Source organism: Collinsella sp. AM15-2 (genome assembly GCF_003471985.1).
GTDB lineage: Bacteria > Actinomycetota > Coriobacteriia > Coriobacteriales > Coriobacteriaceae > Collinsella.
In genome coordinates this window covers 1-20,442 of the sequence record NZ_QRKO01000024.1, presented here as the reverse complement: position 1 = coordinate 20,442, position 20,442 = coordinate 1, and the positions used below count along the sequence as shown (strand labels likewise).

16 protein-coding genes are annotated in these 20,442 nt (G+C 59.7%); 7 read left to right on the top strand and 9 right to left on the bottom strand.

The features are described from left to right. Nucleotide 1: 1 nt before the first annotated feature. Entirely contained in the window at nucleotides 2–658 is a 657-nt protein-coding gene (locus tag DW171_RS08970) for an XRE family transcriptional regulator (RefSeq protein ID WP_158571046.1), read from the top strand. A gap of 60 nt (nucleotides 659–718) precedes the next feature. On the opposite strand, the gene DW171_RS08965 is transcribed toward DW171_RS08970, so the two are convergent. Together DW171_RS08965 and DW171_RS08960 are read right to left on the bottom strand one after the other, a co-directional pair. Beyond that, nucleotides 719–1,294, bottom strand: a complete 576-nt coding sequence (locus DW171_RS08965) for an epoxyqueuosine reductase QueH (RefSeq protein ID WP_118270998.1) — start codon at nucleotides 1,292–1,294, stop codon at nucleotides 719–721. Nucleotides 1,295–1,304: 10 nt separating this feature from the next. Continuing rightward, a complete protein-coding gene (locus tag DW171_RS08960; protein WP_118270997.1) occupies nucleotides 1,305–1,871 on the bottom strand; it encodes a DUF3267 domain-containing protein in 567 nt (188 codons plus the stop codon). Nucleotides 1,872–2,003: 132 nt separating this feature from the next. Between DW171_RS08960 and DW171_RS08955 the strand changes: the two genes are divergently transcribed. Together DW171_RS08955 and DW171_RS08950 are read left to right on the top strand one after the other, a co-directional pair. Then, entirely contained in the window at nucleotides 2,004–4,154 is a 2,151-nt protein-coding gene (locus tag DW171_RS08955) for a methionine--tRNA ligase (protein ID WP_055250885.1), read from the top strand. A gap of 36 nt (nucleotides 4,155–4,190) precedes the next feature. Next, complete coding sequence (locus DW171_RS08950; RefSeq protein WP_118270996.1) at nucleotides 4,191–5,294, top strand: RsmB/NOP family class I SAM-dependent RNA methyltransferase; 1,104 nt, start codon at nucleotides 4,191–4,193, stop codon at nucleotides 5,292–5,294. Between the two features lie 24 nt (nucleotides 5,295–5,318). Here DW171_RS08950 and DW171_RS10195 read toward each other — a convergent pair whose 3' ends face one another. Further along, nucleotides 5,319–5,489 carry a hypothetical protein gene (locus DW171_RS10195; protein WP_158571045.1) on the bottom strand — a complete coding sequence of 57 codons (171 nt, stop codon included), beginning with the start codon at nucleotides 5,487–5,489 and terminating at the stop codon, nucleotides 5,319–5,321. 191 nt (nucleotides 5,490–5,680) lie between these two features. On the opposite strand from DW171_RS10195, the gene DW171_RS08945 reads away from it, so the two are divergent. Further along, nucleotides 5,681–6,772: a hypothetical protein gene (locus DW171_RS08945; protein ID WP_118270995.1), complete on the top strand. Its 1,092-nt coding sequence runs from the start codon at nucleotides 5,681–5,683 to the stop codon at nucleotides 6,770–6,772. 108 nt (nucleotides 6,773–6,880) lie between these two features. Here DW171_RS08945 and DW171_RS08940 read toward each other — a convergent pair whose 3' ends face one another. Continuing rightward, a complete protein-coding gene (locus tag DW171_RS08940) occupies nucleotides 6,881–7,771 on the bottom strand; it encodes a DegV family protein (protein ID WP_118270994.1) in 891 nt (296 codons plus the stop codon). Between the two features lie 319 nt (nucleotides 7,772–8,090). Between DW171_RS08940 and DW171_RS08935 the strand changes: the two genes are divergently transcribed. The 3 genes from DW171_RS08935 to DW171_RS08925 all read left to right on the top strand — a co-directional run bounded on the left by DW171_RS08935 (nucleotide 8,091) and on the right by DW171_RS08925 (nucleotide 11,109). Beyond that, the gene (locus DW171_RS08935; protein ID WP_118270993.1) at nucleotides 8,091–10,007 is read left to right on the top strand and encodes a fructose-1,6-bisphosphatase; all 1,917 of its coding nucleotides are present in this window, start codon (nucleotides 8,091–8,093) and stop codon (nucleotides 10,005–10,007) included. A 78-nt stretch (nucleotides 10,008–10,085) separates the two neighbouring features. After that, the gene (locus DW171_RS08930; RefSeq protein WP_117655839.1) at nucleotides 10,086–10,481 is read left to right on the top strand and encodes a GtrA family protein; all 396 of its coding nucleotides are present in this window, start codon (nucleotides 10,086–10,088) and stop codon (nucleotides 10,479–10,481) included. A 220-nt stretch (nucleotides 10,482–10,701) separates the two neighbouring features. Then, nucleotides 10,702–11,109 carry a GtrA family protein gene (locus DW171_RS08925; RefSeq protein ID WP_118270992.1) on the top strand — a complete coding sequence of 136 codons (408 nt, stop codon included), beginning with the start codon at nucleotides 10,702–10,704 and terminating at the stop codon, nucleotides 11,107–11,109. A gap of 177 nt (nucleotides 11,110–11,286) precedes the next feature. Here DW171_RS08925 and DW171_RS08920 read toward each other — a convergent pair whose 3' ends face one another. The 5 genes from DW171_RS08920 to DW171_RS08900 all read right to left on the bottom strand — a co-directional run bounded on the left by DW171_RS08920 (nucleotide 11,287) and on the right by DW171_RS08900 (nucleotide 20,200). After that, entirely contained in the window at nucleotides 11,287–12,171 is an 885-nt protein-coding gene (locus tag DW171_RS08920) for a DUF4430 domain-containing protein (RefSeq protein WP_233539146.1), read from the bottom strand. A gap of 9 nt (nucleotides 12,172–12,180) precedes the next feature. Continuing rightward, nucleotides 12,181–15,957, bottom strand: coding sequence for a DUF4430 domain-containing protein (locus DW171_RS08915; protein WP_158571044.1), 3,777 nt, complete (start codon nucleotides 15,955–15,957; stop codon nucleotides 12,181–12,183). 431 nt (nucleotides 15,958–16,388) lie between these two features. After that, the gene (locus DW171_RS08910) at nucleotides 16,389–18,152 is read right to left on the bottom strand and encodes an AarF/ABC1/UbiB kinase family protein (RefSeq protein ID WP_118270990.1); all 1,764 of its coding nucleotides are present in this window, start codon (nucleotides 18,150–18,152) and stop codon (nucleotides 16,389–16,391) included. A gap of 8 nt (nucleotides 18,153–18,160) precedes the next feature. After that, nucleotides 18,161–18,577 carry a hypothetical protein gene (locus DW171_RS08905; protein ID WP_118270989.1) on the bottom strand — a complete coding sequence of 139 codons (417 nt, stop codon included), beginning with the start codon at nucleotides 18,575–18,577 and terminating at the stop codon, nucleotides 18,161–18,163. A gap of 99 nt (nucleotides 18,578–18,676) precedes the next feature. Next, entirely contained in the window at nucleotides 18,677–20,200 is a 1,524-nt protein-coding gene (locus DW171_RS08900) for a C69 family dipeptidase (RefSeq protein WP_118270988.1), read from the bottom strand. Nucleotides 20,201–20,442: the final 242 nt, after the last annotated feature.

The window sequence follows — 20,442 nt, the reverse complement described above, 5'->3', positions numbered from 1 at the left end:
CATGGGCTTCGGGGCAAATATTCGTAAACTCCGCACCATGGAGCATCTTGGTCAGGCGCAACTTGCAGAGATGTTGGGGGTATCTAAAGAGACCGTTTGTCGTTGGGAAAAAAGTCGGTATGCCCCCCGTGAGCGCTATATTGAAAAGTTACAAGCGCTCTTCGGTTGCACCCGCGATGAACTTGTTGGCGAGGAAAACGGTTTGGCCGTAAAGCTCGCAAATAAAAGAATCGTCACCGACGAAGACCCTGCTATCCACGAAATGGAGGGCGCATTTCCCGTCATCGATATCGAATCGCAAAAGCGCCGCATCACGCACGGCCAACAAAATGCTTGCGCGCCTGTAGACGTAGCCGAACGTCACCCACATAGCGTTTTCGTTAAAATCAAAGGCGACGAAATGTCCCGCATTTACCCTCCCGGCAGCTTACTACTTGTCGATACCACCGCAAAGCCTTGGAACGGCTGCGCTGTATTGGCGCTCGCAGACGGTAAAACACCGGTAATTAGGCGATTTGCAGAAGGAAACGACATGATTGTGCTGTCGTCCCATTCATATGCAACAGCAAGTCCGGATCTGATGTTTAACAAACGGAGGATTAGAATCATAGGAGTCGTCGTTTGGTATCAAGCGAGCCACGATCACACGCTTAATTAAATCGACTTTCCCAAAAACGACCGTACCGCACAGACAGTTCAAAGTCCCAGCCCAAATGAACTACTTTTTGGCAGCCTTGCGCTCGTCGCGGATGCGGGCGCGGTCCATGGCCGCCTCGACAGCAGAAAAGCGGCAGCCGCAGTAGTTCTGTCGATACATGCCCAGTTCGCGCGAACGGCGCGTGGCCTCGGGATAATACGGGCGAAAATCGCGAATCACCGGAGTGAGCCCATGTGCCGCTGCCAAGCGCTCAAGCACGTCATTACAGGTCTCGAACAGCTGATACGGCGAGACGGCGAGCGTCGTGCCCACGTATTCAAACCCGCGCTCCTGGGCAACGCGGCATGCCTCGGCCAAGCGCAAGGCATAGCACGCGCGACAGCGACGGGGACGATCGGCACCCAGCGGGGCCACGCCGGCCTCCCAGCGTTCGCGGTCCTCCCCGGCCTCGATGAGCTCGATGTCGCCATCGGCACACCACCGGCGCAGCTCGTCCAAACGCCGCTGCCATTCATCGTGAGGTTGAATATTAGGGTTGGTCCAGCAAATCGTGGGCTCAAACCCCTCCTCGCGCAGCAGGCGAACCGGCTCAAGCGAGCATGGTGCGCAGCACGCATGCAGCAACAACGACTTCATCGACATCTCCTCACCCAAAAAAGCGCACGCCAAAGGACGTATCCTCGCAGGCGACAATGCGGCGGTCGCGCAGGATGGTCCGCACGTAATACCAATCGCCCACGCAGCCCGACAAGTGCTGACCAGCCGCCAGGTAGCACAGCAGCGGATAGTCCGAGAACGCAAACCCCAGGGCAAATGCTGTCGTCACAACAACCGTCGGCGCCAGGCAAACCGCCATGTACCGCCGGCGCGAATACACAACGCCCTCGGCGCAGGCATAGATCATCGCCGTCTCGAGGTTCGCCCCAAAGGTCACGCGCGCGCCCGCAGGAGCCAGCAGCTTAAAAAACACCGCATGTACCAGCTCGTGCACGGCAAACGACGCCATTGAGACCGCAGTCAAGCCGACTATCCAGCCCACGACAGCCATCCAGCCGCCCGCCTCAGCCGCGTCCAAGTCCGCAGGCCCGCCCAGCAGCATAAACATCGGCACCAGGCACACGGCAAACACCGCGATCACGGCCATCCCCCACACAAAGCAGGCGTGTAGAAAATCCTCGTCCTCAAACGCATGTATGTTGGAAATCTCATTCATAGCATCTTAGGATAGCGCCCCTGCCACGTACCCGTCCGCATGTGCGATAATGTCGAACGATATGCACGAATTGACCACCGCGTCGCCAGGCCTTGCGCCCGGCCGCGCTCTCACCATATGCGAAGGAGTCCCATGGCATCCAAATACTCCATGAACGACCGTCCCAGCTGGCCTCGCCGCGCCATCGTTACCGCCGGCGAGCCCTACGGCAACAAGGGCCTTCACTTTGGCCACGTCGGCGGCGTCTTTGTCCCGGCCGACTTCTTCGCCCGCTTCCTTCGCGACCGCCTGGGCCGCGAGAACGTCATCTTCACCTCGGGCACTGACTGCTACGGCTCGCCCATCATGGAGAGCTACCGCAAGCTCAAGGAGAACGAAGGCTACGATAAGTCCATCGGCGAGTATGTCGAGTCCAATCACTCCCGCCAGGCCGCGACCCTCAACAACTACAACATCAGCTGCGACATCTACGGCGGCTCGGGCCTTGAGCCGGCGGCCCAGATCCACAACGAGGTGACTGCCGAAATTATCGAGCGCCTGCACGAGCAGGGCACCATCTCCAAGCGCTCCACGCTGCAGTTCTACGATGCCAAGGCCGGCACGTTCCTCAACGGCCGCCAGGTCATCGGCCGCTGCCCCATCCAGGGCTGCAAGTCCGAGAAGGCTTATGCCGACGAGTGCGATCTGGGCCACCAGTTTGAGCCCGAGGAGCTCATCGCGCCCAAGAGCCAGCTCACCGGCGAGGTGCCCGAGCTGCGCCCGGTCGACAATCTCTACTTTGATCTGCCGGCCTACCTCGACTTTATGAAGACCTACACCGCCAAGCTCGCCCAGAACCCGCAGGTTCGCTCCGTGGTCTCCAAGACCATGGAGGAGTGGCTGCTGCCGGCTCAGCTCTACATCCAGAACAAGTTCCGCGAGGCCTTCGATGCCGTCGAGGACCAGCTCCCCGAGCACACCGTGCTGGAGCCCGAGGGCAACAAGAGCAGCTTTACCGTCACCTTCCCCAGCTGGAAGGAGCGCGACGACGCCCACGCGGTGCTCGCCAACGGTGGCGTGCGCTTCCGCAGCGGCAAGGCACTCGTGCCCTTCCGCATCACCGGCAACATCGACTGGGGCGTTCCGGTGCCCGAGGTCGATGGCGTCTCCGACGTCACCTGCTGGTGCTGGCCCGAGAGCCTGTGGGCGCCCATCAGCTATACGCGTACCGTGCTCGCGCGCGATGCCAAGGCCGCCGGCGTGACCGAGGGCGTCGCCGCCCAGGATGCCGCCCTCATGGGCGAGCCCGCCGCCGACTCCACGCAGGTGCCCGCACCCACCTACCAGCACAGCTCGCTCGACTGGCGCGACTGGTGGTGCTCTGACGACGCTCAGATTTACCAGTTCATCGGTCAGGACAACATCTATTTCTACTGCATCGCGCAGACCGCCATGTGGGAGGCCCTGGGCTGGGACCTCACGCAGAGCACCGTCAGCGCCTGCTACCACCTGCTCTACATGGGCAAAAAGGCCAGCTCGTCCTCGCAGACGCCTCCCCCGCCGGCAGACGACCTGCTCAACCACTACACCTGCGAGCAGATGCGCGCGCACTGGCTGTCGCTCGGCCTATCCGAAAAGCCGGTGAGCTTTAGCCCCAAGGCATACGACACGCGTGTGACCGGCAAGGACAAGGACGGCAACGAGGTACGCGCCTGCGACGACAAGCGCGTTATCGACCCGGCCCTTAAGGAGAGCGCGCTGCTGACCGGCGTGTTCAACCGTCTGGCCCGCAGCTGCTTCTACGGCGTCGCCGTCAAGGAAGGCGACGAGAGCCCCTACCGCAACGGCTGCATCCCCGCCGGTGCCGCTTCTGACACCGTGGTCGAAGCCGCCCAGCAGGCAGCCCTCGCCTTTGAGCAGGCCATGTACAAGTTCGAGACGCACCGCGCGCTTGCCGTGTGCGACGACTACCTGCGCGCCGCCAACAAGCGCTGGAGCGACGCTTCCAAGGCCGCCAACAAGCTCGAGGGTAACGAGGCAAACGCCGCGATGACGCAGGCCCTTGTCGACGCCTTTACCGAGCTGCGCGTGGCGACCGTCCTGATGCACGGTATTGTGCCGGCCGGCTGCGAGCTCATCTGCGAGTACTTCGACGTCGACCCGGTCGCTTTCTTTAGCTGGGATAACATCTTTGCCTCCACGGACGAGTTCGTGGAGATCCTGGGCGAGAAGCCCGGCGAGCACCGCGTGAAGCCGCTGCCCCCGCGCTTCGACTTCTTTAGCAAGCACGAGAGCCAGTACTAAACACTCGACATGTAATGGAATGGGAAGGAAAGACGGATGTCCAAGTCGCGTCGTCGTAAGCAGAAAAAGCAGGTCAAGGCCGAGCTCAAGCTCAGGCAGTTTGCCGCCACCGAGCTTTCCGACCAGCTTGCCGCCCTTCCCTGCGCCGCCGACCTGCCGCGCTTTATGGTCGACACGGTCGCCGGCGCCTATGCGCCCGCCGATGCCGAGCTTATGATCGAGGGCTTCGGCGCCGCGGCCACACGCCCGGTCACGCTGCGCGCCAACACGCTCAAGGCAACCGCCGAGGACATCGCCTCGGCGCTCGATGCCGCCGGCATCGCCCACCGCCCCGTCGCATGGTACCCGGACGCTTCCATCCTGCCCGAGGCCCAGGTTTCCGACCTGTGGGACCTCGACATCTACCGCGACGGCAAGATCTACTTGCAAAGTCTGTCGTCCATGATGCCGCCGTTGGTCTTGGGCGCCCAGGCCGGCGAGGACATCCTGGACATGTGCGCGGCCCCCGGTGGCAAGACGACGCAGATCGCCGCCCTCACCCAGGGCCAGGCACACCTCACGGCCTGCGAGATGAGCATTCCCCGCGCCGAGAAGCTCGAAGCTAACCTCCACCGCCAGGGCGCCAAAAACGTGCCCGTCATGCGTATTGACGCACGCGAGCTCGACGAGTTCTTCCGCTTTGACCGCATCCTGCTCGACGCCCCCTGCACCGGTACGGGCACCGTCATCAGCGGCAACGAGAAGAGTCTGCGCGGCCTCACCGAGCAGTTGCTCGGCAAGTGCGCCCGCTCGCAGCGAGCACTTCTGGATCGCGCCATGGGAGCCCTCAAACCGGGCGGCACGCTCGTCTATTCGACTTGTTCGATCTTGCCGCAGGAAAACGAGGACGCCTTGCAAGAGGCCCTCGACAAGCACATGGACTGCGAGCTTATCCCCCTCGATGGCACGCCGAGCGAAAGTGAAAAGCGCCGCGCCCAGGAAGCTGGCGAAGAGCCACGCGTCGAGAGCAACGCCCTCACCGAGGCCATCGCCGCCGGCCACGTCTCGTCCATCGCCAACGGTATGCCCGGCACGCTGACCATTCCGCCCAGCCGCGACTTTGAGGGCTTCTACATCGCCTTGATCCGAAAACGCAGCTAGCGCACGGATTCAAAACTCAACAAGCTATCTCTGTGCGCGCTTGTCCTGCTGGTCACGGTGCTGCTTAAGTGTCTCACGTTCCTTGCGCTCGGCTCTTTTGCCTTTAATGGCCGTAACCACAAAGTAGATGACCGCGGCGGCTACGATTGCGCCCACACACAGGCCAATCGAGCCCAACATTGCTGTAAATTCCATTCCGCGTCACCTCTCTTTTAAACGGGACTTTCAAGATAGCACCTCAATACCCGCCACCACAGCTCCTTCACGTTCGCCGGCCCTTCGGTCTAACGGATGGCACGGCGGGGAAAAATCAACTCGTCAAACGATTTAGCAAGCACAACGCTGCCGGCACCTTGCAGGCCACCATCGCATAGAATCGAGGATCCATGGATACCCTCAACGACCTAAACGAGCGCGTCGACGCCTTCGTCGGCACCAGCTCCTTCGACACGCCGGTCACGGCAAACGACCAAGCCCCCATCGATGTTCCCGCCGAGGTTCACGAGGACATCGTCGCCTCGGTCGATTTTTCCGAGGTCGAACTTGCAGACGAATTTACCGAGCCCCAGGTGGCCGTAACTCCCAACGGCCTTTTGCCCATGGAGCCGCTGCCCATCGACGGGCGTCTGCGCAAGGCGGCTCTCCGCATGCCCGATGAGATCGAGGAGGCCAGCGGCTTTACGCTCTTCGGTCGTCGCATCAAGTCGCTTATCTACACCACCGACGTCGCGGTCATCCGCAACTCCAACGCCGATGCCGTCTTTGCCGTTTACCCCTTCACGCCACAGCCGGCCATTACGCAGGCGTTGTTGACCGTTGCCGAGTGCCCGGTCTTTGTAGGCGTGGGCGGCGGAACTACGACCGGTAAGCGCTCCGTACAGATGGCAGCCGTCTCCGAGATGCAGGGCGCGGCGGGCTGTGTGGTCAACTCCCCTGCCACTGCCGAAATGATCGAGCACATCACCAACATCGCCGACATCCCCGTCATCGCCACGGTCGTACGTTGCGACGACGATGCTCACGCCAAAGTGCGCGCCGGAGCCAAGATCCTCAACATCGCGGCCGGCAAGAACACGCCCCAGGTCCTGCGCGAGCTGCGCGAGCACTATCCCAACCTGCCGCTCATCGCACCGGGCGGCAAGACGCCCGAGAGCATCCGTGAGACCATCGCCGCCGGCGCCAACGCCATCATTTGGACGCCGCCTTCGGCCCAGCAGCTGCAGACCGACATGATGCAGCGCTACCGCAAGATGAAGGAAGACGCCACGCCTGTCATCTCGCGCGACGATGTGCCCATTATCGACCAGGTCGCCGCCGCCGAGGTCAGCCAGGTCGAGAACATGAATCCCGACGTGCCGATCCCCGACGAAGTCATCGAACGCGTCGCTTCGATCCACGATCATATCGAGGAGCGTCGTGCCAACCGTGGACTCAAGCCCTCGCTGCACGGCTTCTTCTTCCGCGGAAAGAAACGCTAGCCGCAACAGCAAGGCCCGCCCCGCAAACAACGGGACGGGCCTTTTTCTGTTATCAAATGTCAGGAGGAACAAAAGCAGCCGTTAAAACCGTCAGCCAGCTCACAAACGCTAATCCACGCGCTTGTCGCCCATAAAGAAGAGCGCCACCGTACCAGGTCCGGTGTGCGATCCGATCAGAGCACCGATATTGTTGATCTTAATCTTGCCTTTGAGCTGCGGAACCTGTTCCTCAATCAGCGCCGCAACTGCCTCGGCATCCTCGCGGCACGCCGAGTGCGACATGATGCACTTACCCGAATAATCCGCACCGTCCTGCACGTGTGCCAACATGGTCTTAGCCATCTCGGAAATCGCGCGCTTCTTGGTGCGAATCTTCTCACGCGGCGCCAGCTCACCTTCGCAATCGACCGTCATGAGCGGGCAAATCTTGAGCGCCGTGCCGATGATCGCGCTCGCGGCCGAAATGCGACCGCCGCGCAGGTAGCTCGACAGATCGGTCGAGAAGAACCAGTGGTGCAGGTTGAGTTTATGCTCCTCAATCCAAGCGGCCGTCTCGTCGAGCGAAGCGCCGCTATCGCGCACGTCGGCGGCATATTCCAGCAACAGGCCAAAGCCCGAAGACGCCGCCAGCGAATCGATGACGCGCACCTTGCCGCCTTGGGGATAGCGATCCGCGAGCATCTGCGCCGCAACGCAGGCCGATCCATACGTGCCCGAAATACCCGACGACAACGTCAGGTGCAGCACGTCTTTACCCTCGGCAACAATCGGCTCCCAAAACTCCTCATACTCACCCACGCTCACCTGAGACGTCTTGGGCATGGCGCCCGCGGCAATCTGGGCAAAAAACTCGTCCGGCGTAATCGACTGATACAGATCGTCCGTATGGACAACACCATCAATCTCGTAATGAAAACACACGACAGGGATATTGCGCGACGCAAAGAACTCACGGGTTCGATCGGCGGCGGATTCACAGGTCAGGACAAAATCACTCATATGAGGCTCCTTAAGTATTGCTACGCAAATTATCGCACAGCAAGCCTAAATACGATACAAATGTCCACTATTTACCAATTCGAACCATTGGCATTGAATATCTTTATCATCAACGTCCCCATCCCCGCCATGGGCCAACATGGGCAAAATCATCCCCTTCGTCTCCACTTAACCGACACATCAACCTCAACTTAATCGATTTAGCAAACCGTTCAGCCGACAATTCAGCCACCGGCGCTAAATCGAAACAAAGCCGGCGCATACTGATAAACGTTTGACGATGTTTATCAGTTTTACCAACCATATTGGAAGGTGTTTCATGGTCGCATTCGATCGCAATCCGCAAGACTTTAAGTATCTGCGTCTGCTGTCGAGACAATTTCCCACCGAGCAATCCGCGTTTACCGAGATCATCAATCTCTCGGCCATTCTCAACCTGCCCAAAGGCACCGAGCATTTTATGAGCGACGTGCACGGCGAGTACGAAGCCTTTATGCACATCCTCAACAACTGCTCGGGCGTCGTGCGCGAACATGTCGACGAGATCTTTGGCGACACACTCACCTTTGACGAAAAGGGCGAGCTGTGCACGCTCATCTACTATCCGCGCGAGAAGATCGAGCTGGTCCGCAGCCAGCACGAGGACTCCCCCACCTGGTACAAGACCATGCTCGACCAACTCATTGTGGTTGCCCGCTCGCTTTCGAGCCGCTATACGCGCTCCAAGGTGCGTAAGGCCATCCCGCGCGATTACGCCTACATCATCGACGAGTTGCTGCACACGCATCCAGACGAGAACAACTATCGCGTGCGTTATCACGAGCGCATTATCGAATCCATCTTGGAGACCGCCAGCGCCGACGACTTTATCGAGTCGCTTGCCTCGCTCATCAAGCGCCTGGCCGTCGACCACCTGCACCTGGTGGGCGACATCTTCGACCGCGGCGGCGGCGCGGCCAAGATTATGGACCGCCTGCTCACCTACCATTCGCTCGACATCCAGTGGGGCAATCACGACCTGCTGTGGATGGGCGCCGCTGCCGGCGAGCCCGCCTGCATCGCCACGGTGCTGCGCAACAACCTGCGCTACGACAACTACGAGATTCTCGAAAACGACTATGGCATCTCGCTGCGCGAGCTTGTCGCCTTCGCCGACGCCACCTATATCGCCGGCGAGCCCATCAGCCCGCTGATCAAAGCCATCAACGTCCTGCTCTTTAAGCTCGAGGGCCAGATTATCCAGCGTCATCCGGAGTTCGACATGGCCGACCGCCTGCTGCTCGACAAGGTCGATCACGACGCCGGCACGGTCACCCTCGCCGACGGCAGCGTATGGCCGCTCACGACCAACGACTTCCCCACCGTCGATCCGGCGGACCCCTACACGCTCACACCCGAGGAGCAGCACATCATCGACAAGCTCGTGTCCGAGTTTGTCACCGCCGATCACCTACATCGCCACATCGATTTCCTCTATACCCACGGCTCCATGTATAAGGTCGCCAACGGCAATCTGCTCTTCCACGGCTGCGTGCCGCTCAACGAAGACGGCACCTTTAGCAGCATGAACTGCCTGGGTACCTGGCACGCCGGTCGCGATTATTTTGATTTTTGCGACCATATCGCCCGCCGCGCCTGGCGCGTCGGCGACCGCGATGCCCTCGACTGGATGTGGTACCTGTGGATCGGCTTTAACTCACCCGCCAGCGGACGCGTGGTGCGCACCTTCGAGCGCGCCTACATTGCCGACAAGAGCACGTGGGTCGAGCCGATGGACCCGTACTTTACGCTTACCAAGTCGCCCTCGGTCTGCGACGACATCATGCGCGAGTTTGGCGTCACCCCCATGGCGTGCTCGCCGACGGGGCACATCATCAACGGCCACACCCCGGTCAAGACCACCAAGGGCGAGCAGCCCATCCGCGCCAACGGTAAGCTGCTGGTCATCGACGGCGGTTTCTGTCGCGCCTACCACCCCAAAACGGGCATCGCCGGCTACACGCTCATCTCGAGCTCGCGAGGATGCCGCCTCAAGTCGCACCGGGCCTTTACCACCGTTGCCGAGGCGCTCACCCGCAACATCGATATCGAAAGCGAGACCAACCGCTTTGACGAGGCCGACCGCCGCCGCATGGTCAGCGATACCGATACCGGCGCCAAGATTCGCAGCCAAATCCAGGACCTGCGTCAGCTGCTCGATGCATATAGAAACGGTGCTATCGAGGAGCGTGCCTAGCTCCACTCGTGGGGATTGGCTAAACTTGCTTGGTTTGTCATCCCCACGGCGCTGCGGCGCCACCCTAAGGCAGGTACCATGCAAAAGCTCCTTGCGCAGATCATGAAGTTTGGCGTCGTCGGCGTTGTCGCCACGGTCATCGACTTTGGCATCATGAATCTGCTCCACTACGGTCTGGGCCTTAACATCCTGATTGCCAATACCAGCGGCTTTATCGTCTCGCTCATCTTTAACTATGTCGCGAGCATGAAGTATGTGTTTGCGCACAAGGAGGGCATGAGTCGCCGCCGCGAGTTCATCATCTTTGTCGTGCTGTCCGTTATTGGCTTGGCACTCAACGACGGCATCGTGCTGGCCCTCAACGCCGGTCTGGGCCTCGAGGCCAATATCGCCAAGATTTGCGCTACCGCGCTGGTCATGGTCTACAACTTTGTGACCCGAAAGATCTTCCTGGAGGGCGAGGAGACCAAGTAGCTCGGCCTCCTCGTTGCACTACGGGACCCACGGATGACGCTCGTCGAGTGCAGCGTTGTTCGTGGGTCTCGCTCGTTTACGGGCAAATTTACAACGCTTGCGGATTAGCTCTTGAATATTTGGCGAGTTCGTATAGTTCTTGCCAAAGACCTTACGTTTCCCATGCAAAAGCTCTAAAGTAACTCTTTGCTCGATTCATCAACGCATTGGATGTGATTACGTGCGCAAGGCACTGGCACAACCTCATACCAAGCAGTTCCTCAAGTTCGCTGTCGTGGGTCTTATCTCCTTTGGCATCGACTGGGGCATGCTCATTGCGCTCGTCGAGCTGTTCCACCTCGACTTTTTGATGAGTACCACACTCTCGTTTATCACGTCCGTCGTGGTCAACTACTGGCTCAGCATGAAGTACGTGTTCGACCACCGCGAGGGCATGAGCCGCAAGCGCGAGTTCACGATCTTCACCATCCTGTCCGTGATCGGCTTGGGCCTTAACGACCTGTACATGTTTGTGGGCGTCACGTTTTTGAGCATCGGCTACCAGGCCATGAAGGCAATCGCAACGTTCCTGGTCACCTGGTACAACTACTTTAGCCGCCGCCTCTTCCTCGAGGGTGCGCAGTCGTAGTCGATTCGACATTTGCTTGAATGTATAGCCGGTTGGAATTCTCGTTCCAGCCGGTTTTTTGTTTGCAGAGCCTGCCGAGGAAGGCATGTGAGGCGGGCCACGGCGTCCCATTCGCATAAAGACGGGCGGCCCGGATGTTTGTCCGAACCGCCCGTCTGGCGCACTATGTCGAGGTCTTTAGCCTGTAACGTAATACCAGACCACGTTGTCGCCGTTGGAGAGAACGTAGTTGCTGCAGGCCGTCATAGGCGTTGTGCCGTTGACGGAGTACATCCAGCCGCTCGTGCCGCCGTACTGTTTCTCGGCCAAACCACCAATCGCGGAGACATACGTGCCGAACGATGAGCCGTGTGCGTTGACAGAAAGGCCCAACGCGCACAGGGCATCGTAGACGGTAGCGCCTTCGTTAAAGGTAAAGGTGCCACCAGAAGACACAGGATTGCCCACAGCGCTCGATGTGACCGAAACCGTCACCGTTACGTAGCTGGACTCCTGCGAGCCGCCCTGTCCGCCCGAGGGAGCGCTTCCGCCATTAGAGCTGGAGGCTCCATCAGACGACTGGCCGCCGCCCGAAGAAGCACCGCCAGACACATTGGAAGTATCGCCGGCTCCCCTATTCTGGGCAGCGGATTTATCTCCAGACTTCTTGCCGTCCTGACCATCGGACTTCTTGCTATCCGAGCTCTTATCCGATTCCTTGTTTGAAGACTCGGAATCGTCCTTGGACTCGTCTTTTGCGTCATTCGATGACTTGGAATCCTTGGAACTGGCCTCGACCGAAGTCGTAGTCGAGCCAGACGCCTTGGTGTCCTTGGTGACGACGCTCTCCCCCGTCACGGTCTGAATGATCCAGTCGATGGACCAGGCACCGCTTGTGGAAGGATGGACGAAGCCCAGCGAGACGACGATCAGAATGGTGCACGCAGCAGTCAGAACGCCAAGGAGCGCCTTGCGACGAGGGGCGGACGCCGCCGAAGCGGCGCCCTGTTGCTTTGCATCGTCGAACTGAATGAACGATGAATCTGGTTGCTTGGGGTCAGCGTCCTTGGATTTATTGGACACAGCCCTCACCTACCGACGTTTGGTGAACACGAACACGCCGACGATGGCGAGACCGATGACGCCGGCGGCAACGCCAACGATGGCGAGCGGATTGGTGCCAGTCTCCTGCTCGGAAGCATCAGAGGACTTCTTGGCAGTGGTCGTGGAAGCAGCGCCCGTATCGGACTTGGAATCGGACTTCTTGTCGGACTTGCCGTCCTTCTTGTCAGACTTCTTCTCGTCCTTCTTATCGGACTTATCGGTGTCCTTCTTGTCGGACTTGTTGTCCTTGGTCTCGGTCTTGGTCGACACCGTCGTCTTGGTCGTCGGCTTATGACCCGGGGCGATAGCGCCGCCGGCCTGCTGGCCCTTCGTGCCGGAGCCGGAACCCGTGCCCATGCCAGCACCGGAACCGTTGCCAGCGCCACCGTTGCCACCATTAGTGCCAGAACCACCATTGCCGCCAGGGTTAACAGCATTCTTGGTCCACTTGGCATACAGCGTCAGATCGGCCGTCACCGGCATACTGAAGTCATACGCCTGCGTGCAAGTCTCATCGGTATACCAACCGTCGAAAGTGTAGCCATCGCGCGTCGGATCGGCCGGCTTGACCAGCTTGCCATCGGCCGTAGCGACAAACTTAGTGTCGCAAGCAGACCCGCCGTTGGAATTAAAGGCAACCGTCCAAGACTCAACGGCCCCCAGCTTGAACAGAGTACCCGAATCATTGATGTAGTACAGGTTGCCAGATGCATCGACAATGACCGGAGAGTCACAGTACTGGTAATGGCCAGCCGCATCATAAATCTGCGTCGCCTCTGCATCGCCGAGCGTATAGCGATACACGCCACCACCAGCAGAGTAGTTGACGTAATCCTTGCTATCCGCGCTGTTAACAGTGAAGTACACATAGGTCTTGCCGTCCTGAACACTCACCAGCGGAGTAGTAGCAATACCGTTGAGGCCAGCCGGCAGCGCCTTGCCGTCGGCAGCAGCGACCATCGTGGTCTTACCCGTCTTCAGGTTATAGAGAACCAGAGCAGAGCCAGTAGCCGTCTGTCCGCCGACAATCAAGTTTTCGCCAGCCACCGCCGGAGCGCTCATGTTATTCGTAAGGCCCAGATCAACCGTCTTCTGTTCACTCAACACGCCCTTCGCCGAAAGCGAAATCACATGGAGCTTTCCGTCGTGCGTCATCTGATAGAAGGTCGAACCATTGGACGGATCGGCAATGCAATCGGCATTTGCGACAGCGCCGAGCTTCATGGTCGAAACGACATCGCCCGTCGTCTTATCAATGCACTTAAGCGTACCCGCGCTCGTAGGAACGATGGCATACTTATCCGTCAAAGCCGCACCAGTCCAGTAATAGCCCTCGGCAGGGTCGATGTTCTGCCAAGAAACTTCGCCCGTGGCAATCTTAATGCGCGCAAAGGAGCCGTTGCCGTAGGTCGCGTTGTAATTCTCGTCATACGAAATATCGACCGAGCCTACATAGACGTACTCGCCGTCCGAAACGACGGTGCAGGAGCTCTGCGTCAAGTCCGTCAAACCAGGCGTCAGCCACTTGCAGATCAGCTTGTCAGCAGTAATCGCCTGGACCGCACCGCCGTTGAGCGGAACGATGATAAGGCCATTGGTATAGATCGGACGAGAGGTATAGCTCACCTTGGAGGCAAGCGGCGCAGAGGCAACCTTTTTGCCCGTGGACGAATCGATCTTAATGAGCTCGTTCTCGGTCGCGATGTACACAAAACCGTTAGCAATGACAGGCTCGCTGCAGTTGGCATACTGCTGACCAGACTCGGCCTTCCAATCGAAGGCCCACTTAAGACCGGCGGCCTGCGCAGGCGTCTTGGCGTCCGTAACGGACGTACCGTTGCCGCTGTTACCGTAGCCGGCCCACTCGGCATCCCAATCAGGAGTCGTCGCACTCGGGTCCACGACAATCTTGTCGGGATCGGGCATGGGCGAATCGTCGGTGGTATAGGCAAGCGTAACCTTATCGCCGCTCTTGAGCGTAATCTGGTTGGCGCAGAGTAAGGAGGGCTCTCCATTGATATACAGATGCCAAGATTTATTGGTCGCAGCATCCCAGGCATACGGCTTGTGATCGAACGGCGAGTTGATGGAATTGAGGAACCAGTACTCACCACTCTGGGAGCCGTTGTACGTAACGCCCTTGGCCTTCAGGACCGTCTCAATAAGGTTCTGAGCCGTAGAGCCTTCGGGCAGAGAAACGTTGCTTGCCGAGCCCCAGCGAGTATTGTTGCCATTGACATCGGGGCCGACAACATCGACAGACCCAAGAACCTGGCCAGGAAGGGCATCGCTGTCGCCAGCATACATAAAGGTGACGGCGTCGCCCTCTTGGAGCTCGTAGTTGCCGGCACCGACCGTGGCGGACTTGCCATTTATATAGAATTGCCAATAACTGCGGGTCGCAGGATCATACTTATAGGTCTTACCGTCAAGCGGCGATTTAATGCCGCTGAGGCACCAGCCCCAAGACTCTTCACTAGCAACGAGATCAAGACCAGTCTGCTCCAGCAGATCCTTGGCAGTAGAGCCCGCCTTGAGACTCATCTGACCCGTCGAAGCCCAAACCTGCTGCTTGCCGTCCTTGTCCTTACCGAGGACCTGAACGGAAGCATGGACAGAATCGGAGGGCAACTGGTCGCCCCAGCCACCGTAGAACCACGTAACGGTATCGCCAGCATGAATGGTGACATTGTCTGCCGTGCAGTCGCTCGACTTGCCGTTGATGAACAGCTGCCAATAGGTCGAATAATCGAGCAGCTTACCCAGCTCAACGCCGTTGTACTTAAGGCTCAGAATAAAGGAGCCCGCAACAACGGCATCGATGTCATTCGCCTCGAGCGCGACCTTTGTAAGGTCAAGTGCGTTCGAGCCGGACGTCACCACATACTGCGCGTTATCGACCCAAGTCTGAGTCTTGCCCTGGGCATCGCGACCAATGACGGTCACATTTGCGGCAACCTGGTCCTTAACGACAGGGGACGAGCTACCAGCCGTATAGGCAAACTCAATCTTCTGCCCCTGGGTGAGCTTGACGCCGCTCGCGCCAACCGAGGAAGACGCGCCGTCGACAAACAGCTGCCAGTAGGCATAAGTCGCCGGATCGAAGGCAAGCGTGCGACCATCGCTCGGGGACGTGATGCTTTCGAGGTAGAAACCGTATGCCGTGTTCGGTTCGTACTTCGCCTTGAAGCCCGTCTTCTCCTGCAGCTTAATGAAGGCATCCGCAGCCGTCGCGCCCTCGTCGAGCTTGAGCTGCGTAGGCGCCACCCAGGTCTGAGCCTTGCCGTCGGCATCGGTGCCGACAATCGAGAACGAGACCTCGACTTGCTTCTTGGCGACATCGCCGGTTTCTGTCGGGTTCTCTGTCTGGACGGCAGTCGCGGCGGCAGATCCTGCTTGGCCAGCGGATGCCGTCGAAGACTGCACGCTCGTGGCAGGGCTCTCCCCCGTCGCCGAGCCTTCGTCGCCAGTTGCCGCCTCTGTAGTGGCGGCACTAGCTGCAGGCGCGCCCTCGGAATCCGAAACCTCGGCCTTACCCTGGTCGGCAGCACCATCCGCGGCCCCCGTGCCCTCACTCGGTGTCGCAGCCTGAGCCACAGCCCCGGCAATGCCCTCGGCGCCCTCGGCCCACAGCTGAGCCGGTGTGGTGCCAAAGGCCATCGCGAAGGCCAGAAATGCCACCAGGCAGCGCTTGGCTACGCCACGGGCAATCGCTCCATACGGACGCCACGAGGCGCGCTGGCACTCGTCCTCAAACATATCCATTTGTCTCCTACTGTCTGCACTTGGAGCATTGCCCAGCGGCTGCCCCACGTCATCGCGCACATTGCGCTCGAGTACCCCCATCGGGGTCCCCCTTCCCTCCAGAGCCCAACGCGTACCGGCGGCTTGCGCCGCGGCCGCGTACAAGATGGGAGGCGATCCGACTTAACCTTACCGACCCGGGCGCGCCGTCCGATCTGCGGCGCGACCATCCCGGGCCAAGAGGAATTACGGTTACTGGTACAGCCGGGGACTTGCACCCCGATTCTCCCAAACGCACAGGAAAACCGCGCATTCGTGCGTCTCCGCACCACCATCTAGGCCATCGATTATTACCGTAAAAATGGTATCACGCAAAAGAGCCTCGCACGCAGGCGAAGCCCAAGGTAAAAGCTATTGTTTGCGATAGGAAAATGCGGTGACGGTCGCGGCCTCTAGTGCTTGCCGCCGTGACTGTTGAGCCAGATATTGCGGCCCAGCATAAGCGCCAGCACCAGCGCGCTCACGTAGCCCATAAAGCCAATGACTGGGATACCAAACACAACCGGCTCGATGCGCGCGTAGTACACCACCGACGAACCGATAAACAGGCCAGCAATCACAATTGCCATCGACATACGGTCGATAATTCCGCCCAGCTGTCGCAGCGCCTTATCGCTGCTCATGATCTGCGTGTTCACCTTAAGCTGGCCGCGCGTGAGCATGCGCGAAGCCAGGCCAAGATACTCGGCCGCCTCGAGCGAGCCTTTTGCCGCGCGATAGCTGCTCGCGGCAAGATCGCGTCCCATGTCGCGCACGCGCGCAAAGTTGCTTTTTTCGTTTTTGATGTGCGTCTGGATGATCTGGATCATATTGACGTTGGGCATATACTCAGTCAGCAGGCCCTCGAGCGTCACCATGCCGCGGGCGAACATCGTTACCACGCTCGGCAGTTCAACGTCGTTTTTGCGCGCCAGGTTTAACAGCGAGGTCAAAAACTCGCCGATATCCAGATCCTTCAGGTCAAGGCCCGCAAAGTCAGCCACGATAAAGTCCAAATCGGACAAAAAGGCCGAATGATCGAGCTCAGCCGAGTCGCCACGCGTCACGGCGAAGCGCATGAGCGAATCCTTGAGCTTGGGCACGTCACCCTCGGCCACGGCGAAAATCATGTCCTTGACGATACCGCGATCGTGACTCGACATGCGTCCGACCATGCCCAAGTCGATAAAGTAAACGATGCCGTCCTTGAGAATAATGTTTCCCGCATGCGGGTCGGCATGGAAAAAGCCGTCATCGAGCACCTGCGTCGAGTAATCCTCGACGATTGCGGCACCGATCTTTTCCAAGTCATAGCCCTCGGCCACCAAGCGTTCAGGATCGGCGATCGAAATGCCGTCGACGTAGTCCATAACCACCACGTGCTCGGTGCACAGGTCCAGATAGGATTTAGGGCACGTCACGCCATGAACGCTCTTATGGAACTCGTAGAAGTCGTTGAGGTTTTTGGCCTCGGCCAAAAAGTTGGTCTCCTCGCGAAACGAGGTCCACAACTCCTCGACTACGCCGTGCAGGTCAACGAATTGATCGGTGTTGACGAACTTGGAAACGATACGCACCACCGAGCGGATGATATCGATGTCCTGTGCCATAACCTGCTGCGCACCGGGGCGCTGCACCTTGACGGCCACGTCCTCGCCCGTCACCAGACGAGCGCGGTGCACCTGCGCGAGCGATGCGCTACCAAGCGGATTGGGGTCGATCGCATCGAACATCTCCCCCAGGCGCAGGCCGTATTCTTCTTCCAGACAACTGAGTACGACCTCGTACGGCACCGGCTCCACATCGGAGCGCAGACGACGCAGCTCGTCGCAAAAGCGTTGCGGCAGAATCTCGGAGCGGTTAGCCAGGATCTGCCCCATCTTGACGAACATGGGGCCGAGCTCTTCGAGCAGACGACGCAGGCGCACCGGCGTGAGGTTATCCCACACGCGATACTTTTTGATCAGGCGAACGATCTGACCGATGCGTTCGCGGCGGCCCGCCGGCGTGAGCTGGTATTCCTCGTCCGGCGCCATCGCGTCGGGCTCCTCGGGGACCATATCGACAGCGCGCGGCTTCTTGCGAGCGCCCGAGACGGCGGCATCGACCTCGTCGACAACCGCCGCCTCGTCACACAAGGGATCTTGATTGTTGTAATCGGTGGTGGAATCTGCCATCTGCGCTACTACTCGGCCTCTTCGGCGTCCCCTGCGTCGTCGGGCTCAACAGACTCGACGGGCACCGAGGTCACGTTGTCCTCGACCGAATCGACGATATCGCGCACATGGGCCAGGAAGGCCGTGCGCTCGGGGGCGGTCATAACGCGGACGCGGGCCAGGATGAGCTCGTCGAGCACTCGCTGTGCCGCAGTCTCACCCTGCATGCCCAGGCGCTCGGTCAGGTCGGAGATGGTGCCACCGGCCTGCTCGAACATGTCGGACACACTGCGGGCGATATCGGGGGTGCCGGCATCCTTGCGGACCTGCTCGCCCTTGGTACTGAGGTCGTCGAGAACTTTCTTGCTGCCCTCGACGGCAACGGCGGCGGCGCCGAAGCCCACGTTGATGGCACCGTTAACAAGCTGATCGAGTTTCATAACCATGGTTGTCTCCAATCACAAACAACTGCATTGGCGTTCTTGTACCCAAGATTGAGTGAAAGCGACAAGGCGTTTTAGCGCTATTCGATCGACGGGAAATCCCTACCTCACGTTGTCGTTCATCGCGAAAGAGTTCTTCATGGCGCAGCTCGTGGTGTAGAGCACCTTACCCAGTAGAGCATCGGTCTCTACGCGAACACGCTCGGCAAAGGCCTCATTGGCGCGTGCAAGTTCGGCAGGTACCTCGGCCTCAGGCAGAGCGGCTACGGCAGCATCGACGTCATGGATCTGCTTGTGGCCCATGCCACCGACCTTCTCCTGATAATCCTCGACCGCGCGACCGCACTCATGGAAGCGGACGTCGGCCAGCGCGCCGATCAGGCGGTTGGCCCAGTAGAAGTTTTCGGACGTCACGCGAGCCTGCGTGTCGGCATAGTACTCGGGCATGGTCTCGACGTTGGCGTACAGCGGAACCAGCGCGTTAAACGAGTTGGAGCCAAAGGCCATCCACTGCACGGCGCGGTAGGCCGGCTGCGCATAGGGGCGCAGCTGCAACACGGCGAGCTGGCTGTTGCGGTTGATGCCGATGGGGCGATAAGCGCCGCGCGTGGCGGGCGTGCCCTTGCTGCCGTAGCAGTCGTACTCCGTGCCCTGGTAGTGGCTCGAAAGCACGTACTTGATGTCCTCGATGGTCACCTTGCGCTCGGGCACGCGGCTCCAGGGGATGTCGTCGCTCTCGGGCGTGTAGTCGGCGTCGGGGCCGTCCCACACATCGCTGGGGTTGAGGCAGCGCTGCATGTACCAGGCGCGCGGCGTGTTGTAAACGTGGTCGCTGTCACTGTGCGAGCCAAAGGCCTCGCGCGGGTTAAAGACCGCGGCCGGACCGTCGCCCTCAACGCCCAGCGTCAAGTCCAGATGCCACTCGGCCATCCAAGCGCGCAGGTCGGCGGAGCACATGTGATCGGCCTGGGCGCCCTCGGCGTCGTCCAGGTCAAAGCTGTCGATACCCAGCTGGTTGGGCATGGTCACATAGGCGTCATCGGGCACGCGCTTGGCGATCCAGTGGTGACCGCCGATGGTCTCGAGCCACCAGATCTCGTCCACGTCGCTAAAGGCGATGCCGTTGTTCTCGTAGGTGCCATAGCGCTCGAGCAGGTCACCCAGAATGCGTACGCCGTCGCGGGCGGATTTGGCATATGGCAGCACCAGGGTCACCATGTCCTCCTCGCCCAGACCGCCGGGCTGCGCCGGAACATAGCCGTCCTCGTCCTCGTTGCCCTTGGCGGGCACGTAGTCGACGAGCGGGTCGGCGCCGCGAACGCGCTCGTTGGTGGTGAGCGTCTCGGTTGCGGACATGCCCACATTGAGCTCGTTGAAACCGGCCTCGGCCCAGATGCCGTGGCCCGGGACAACATCGGGGACGCTCGTGTAGCGCATGGGGTTATCGGGCAGTTCAACGGTCAGGTGACTCAGGACGCTCGTGTAGACGCGCGGCTGCTCGTCGGGATGCACCACGCGCATACGCTTGGGCTCAAACACCCCGTTGGACGAGTCCTCGTTGCGGGCAACCAACGTCGACCCGTCGTAGCTCGCGTTCTTACCAACCAAAATCGTTGTGCACGGCATGCGCATCCTCCTTGAGCGAAGAAATCAAACGATAACAGTGTATCGCTTCGGCGCAGAAAGGGCGAAACCGCGGCGCTGGCAACCCCTGTGGTCAAAAAATGCCAAATGTGAGTACTGTCACCAATTTAGTAACATCAATTTTGCTACGTATGGGTGCCAAAAGTCTACATTTGTTCAAAAATTAGATGATGTAATTGGTGGCGCGCGCAGACGTGGTGTAAGAGCGTCCCGAGGTCCGTCGC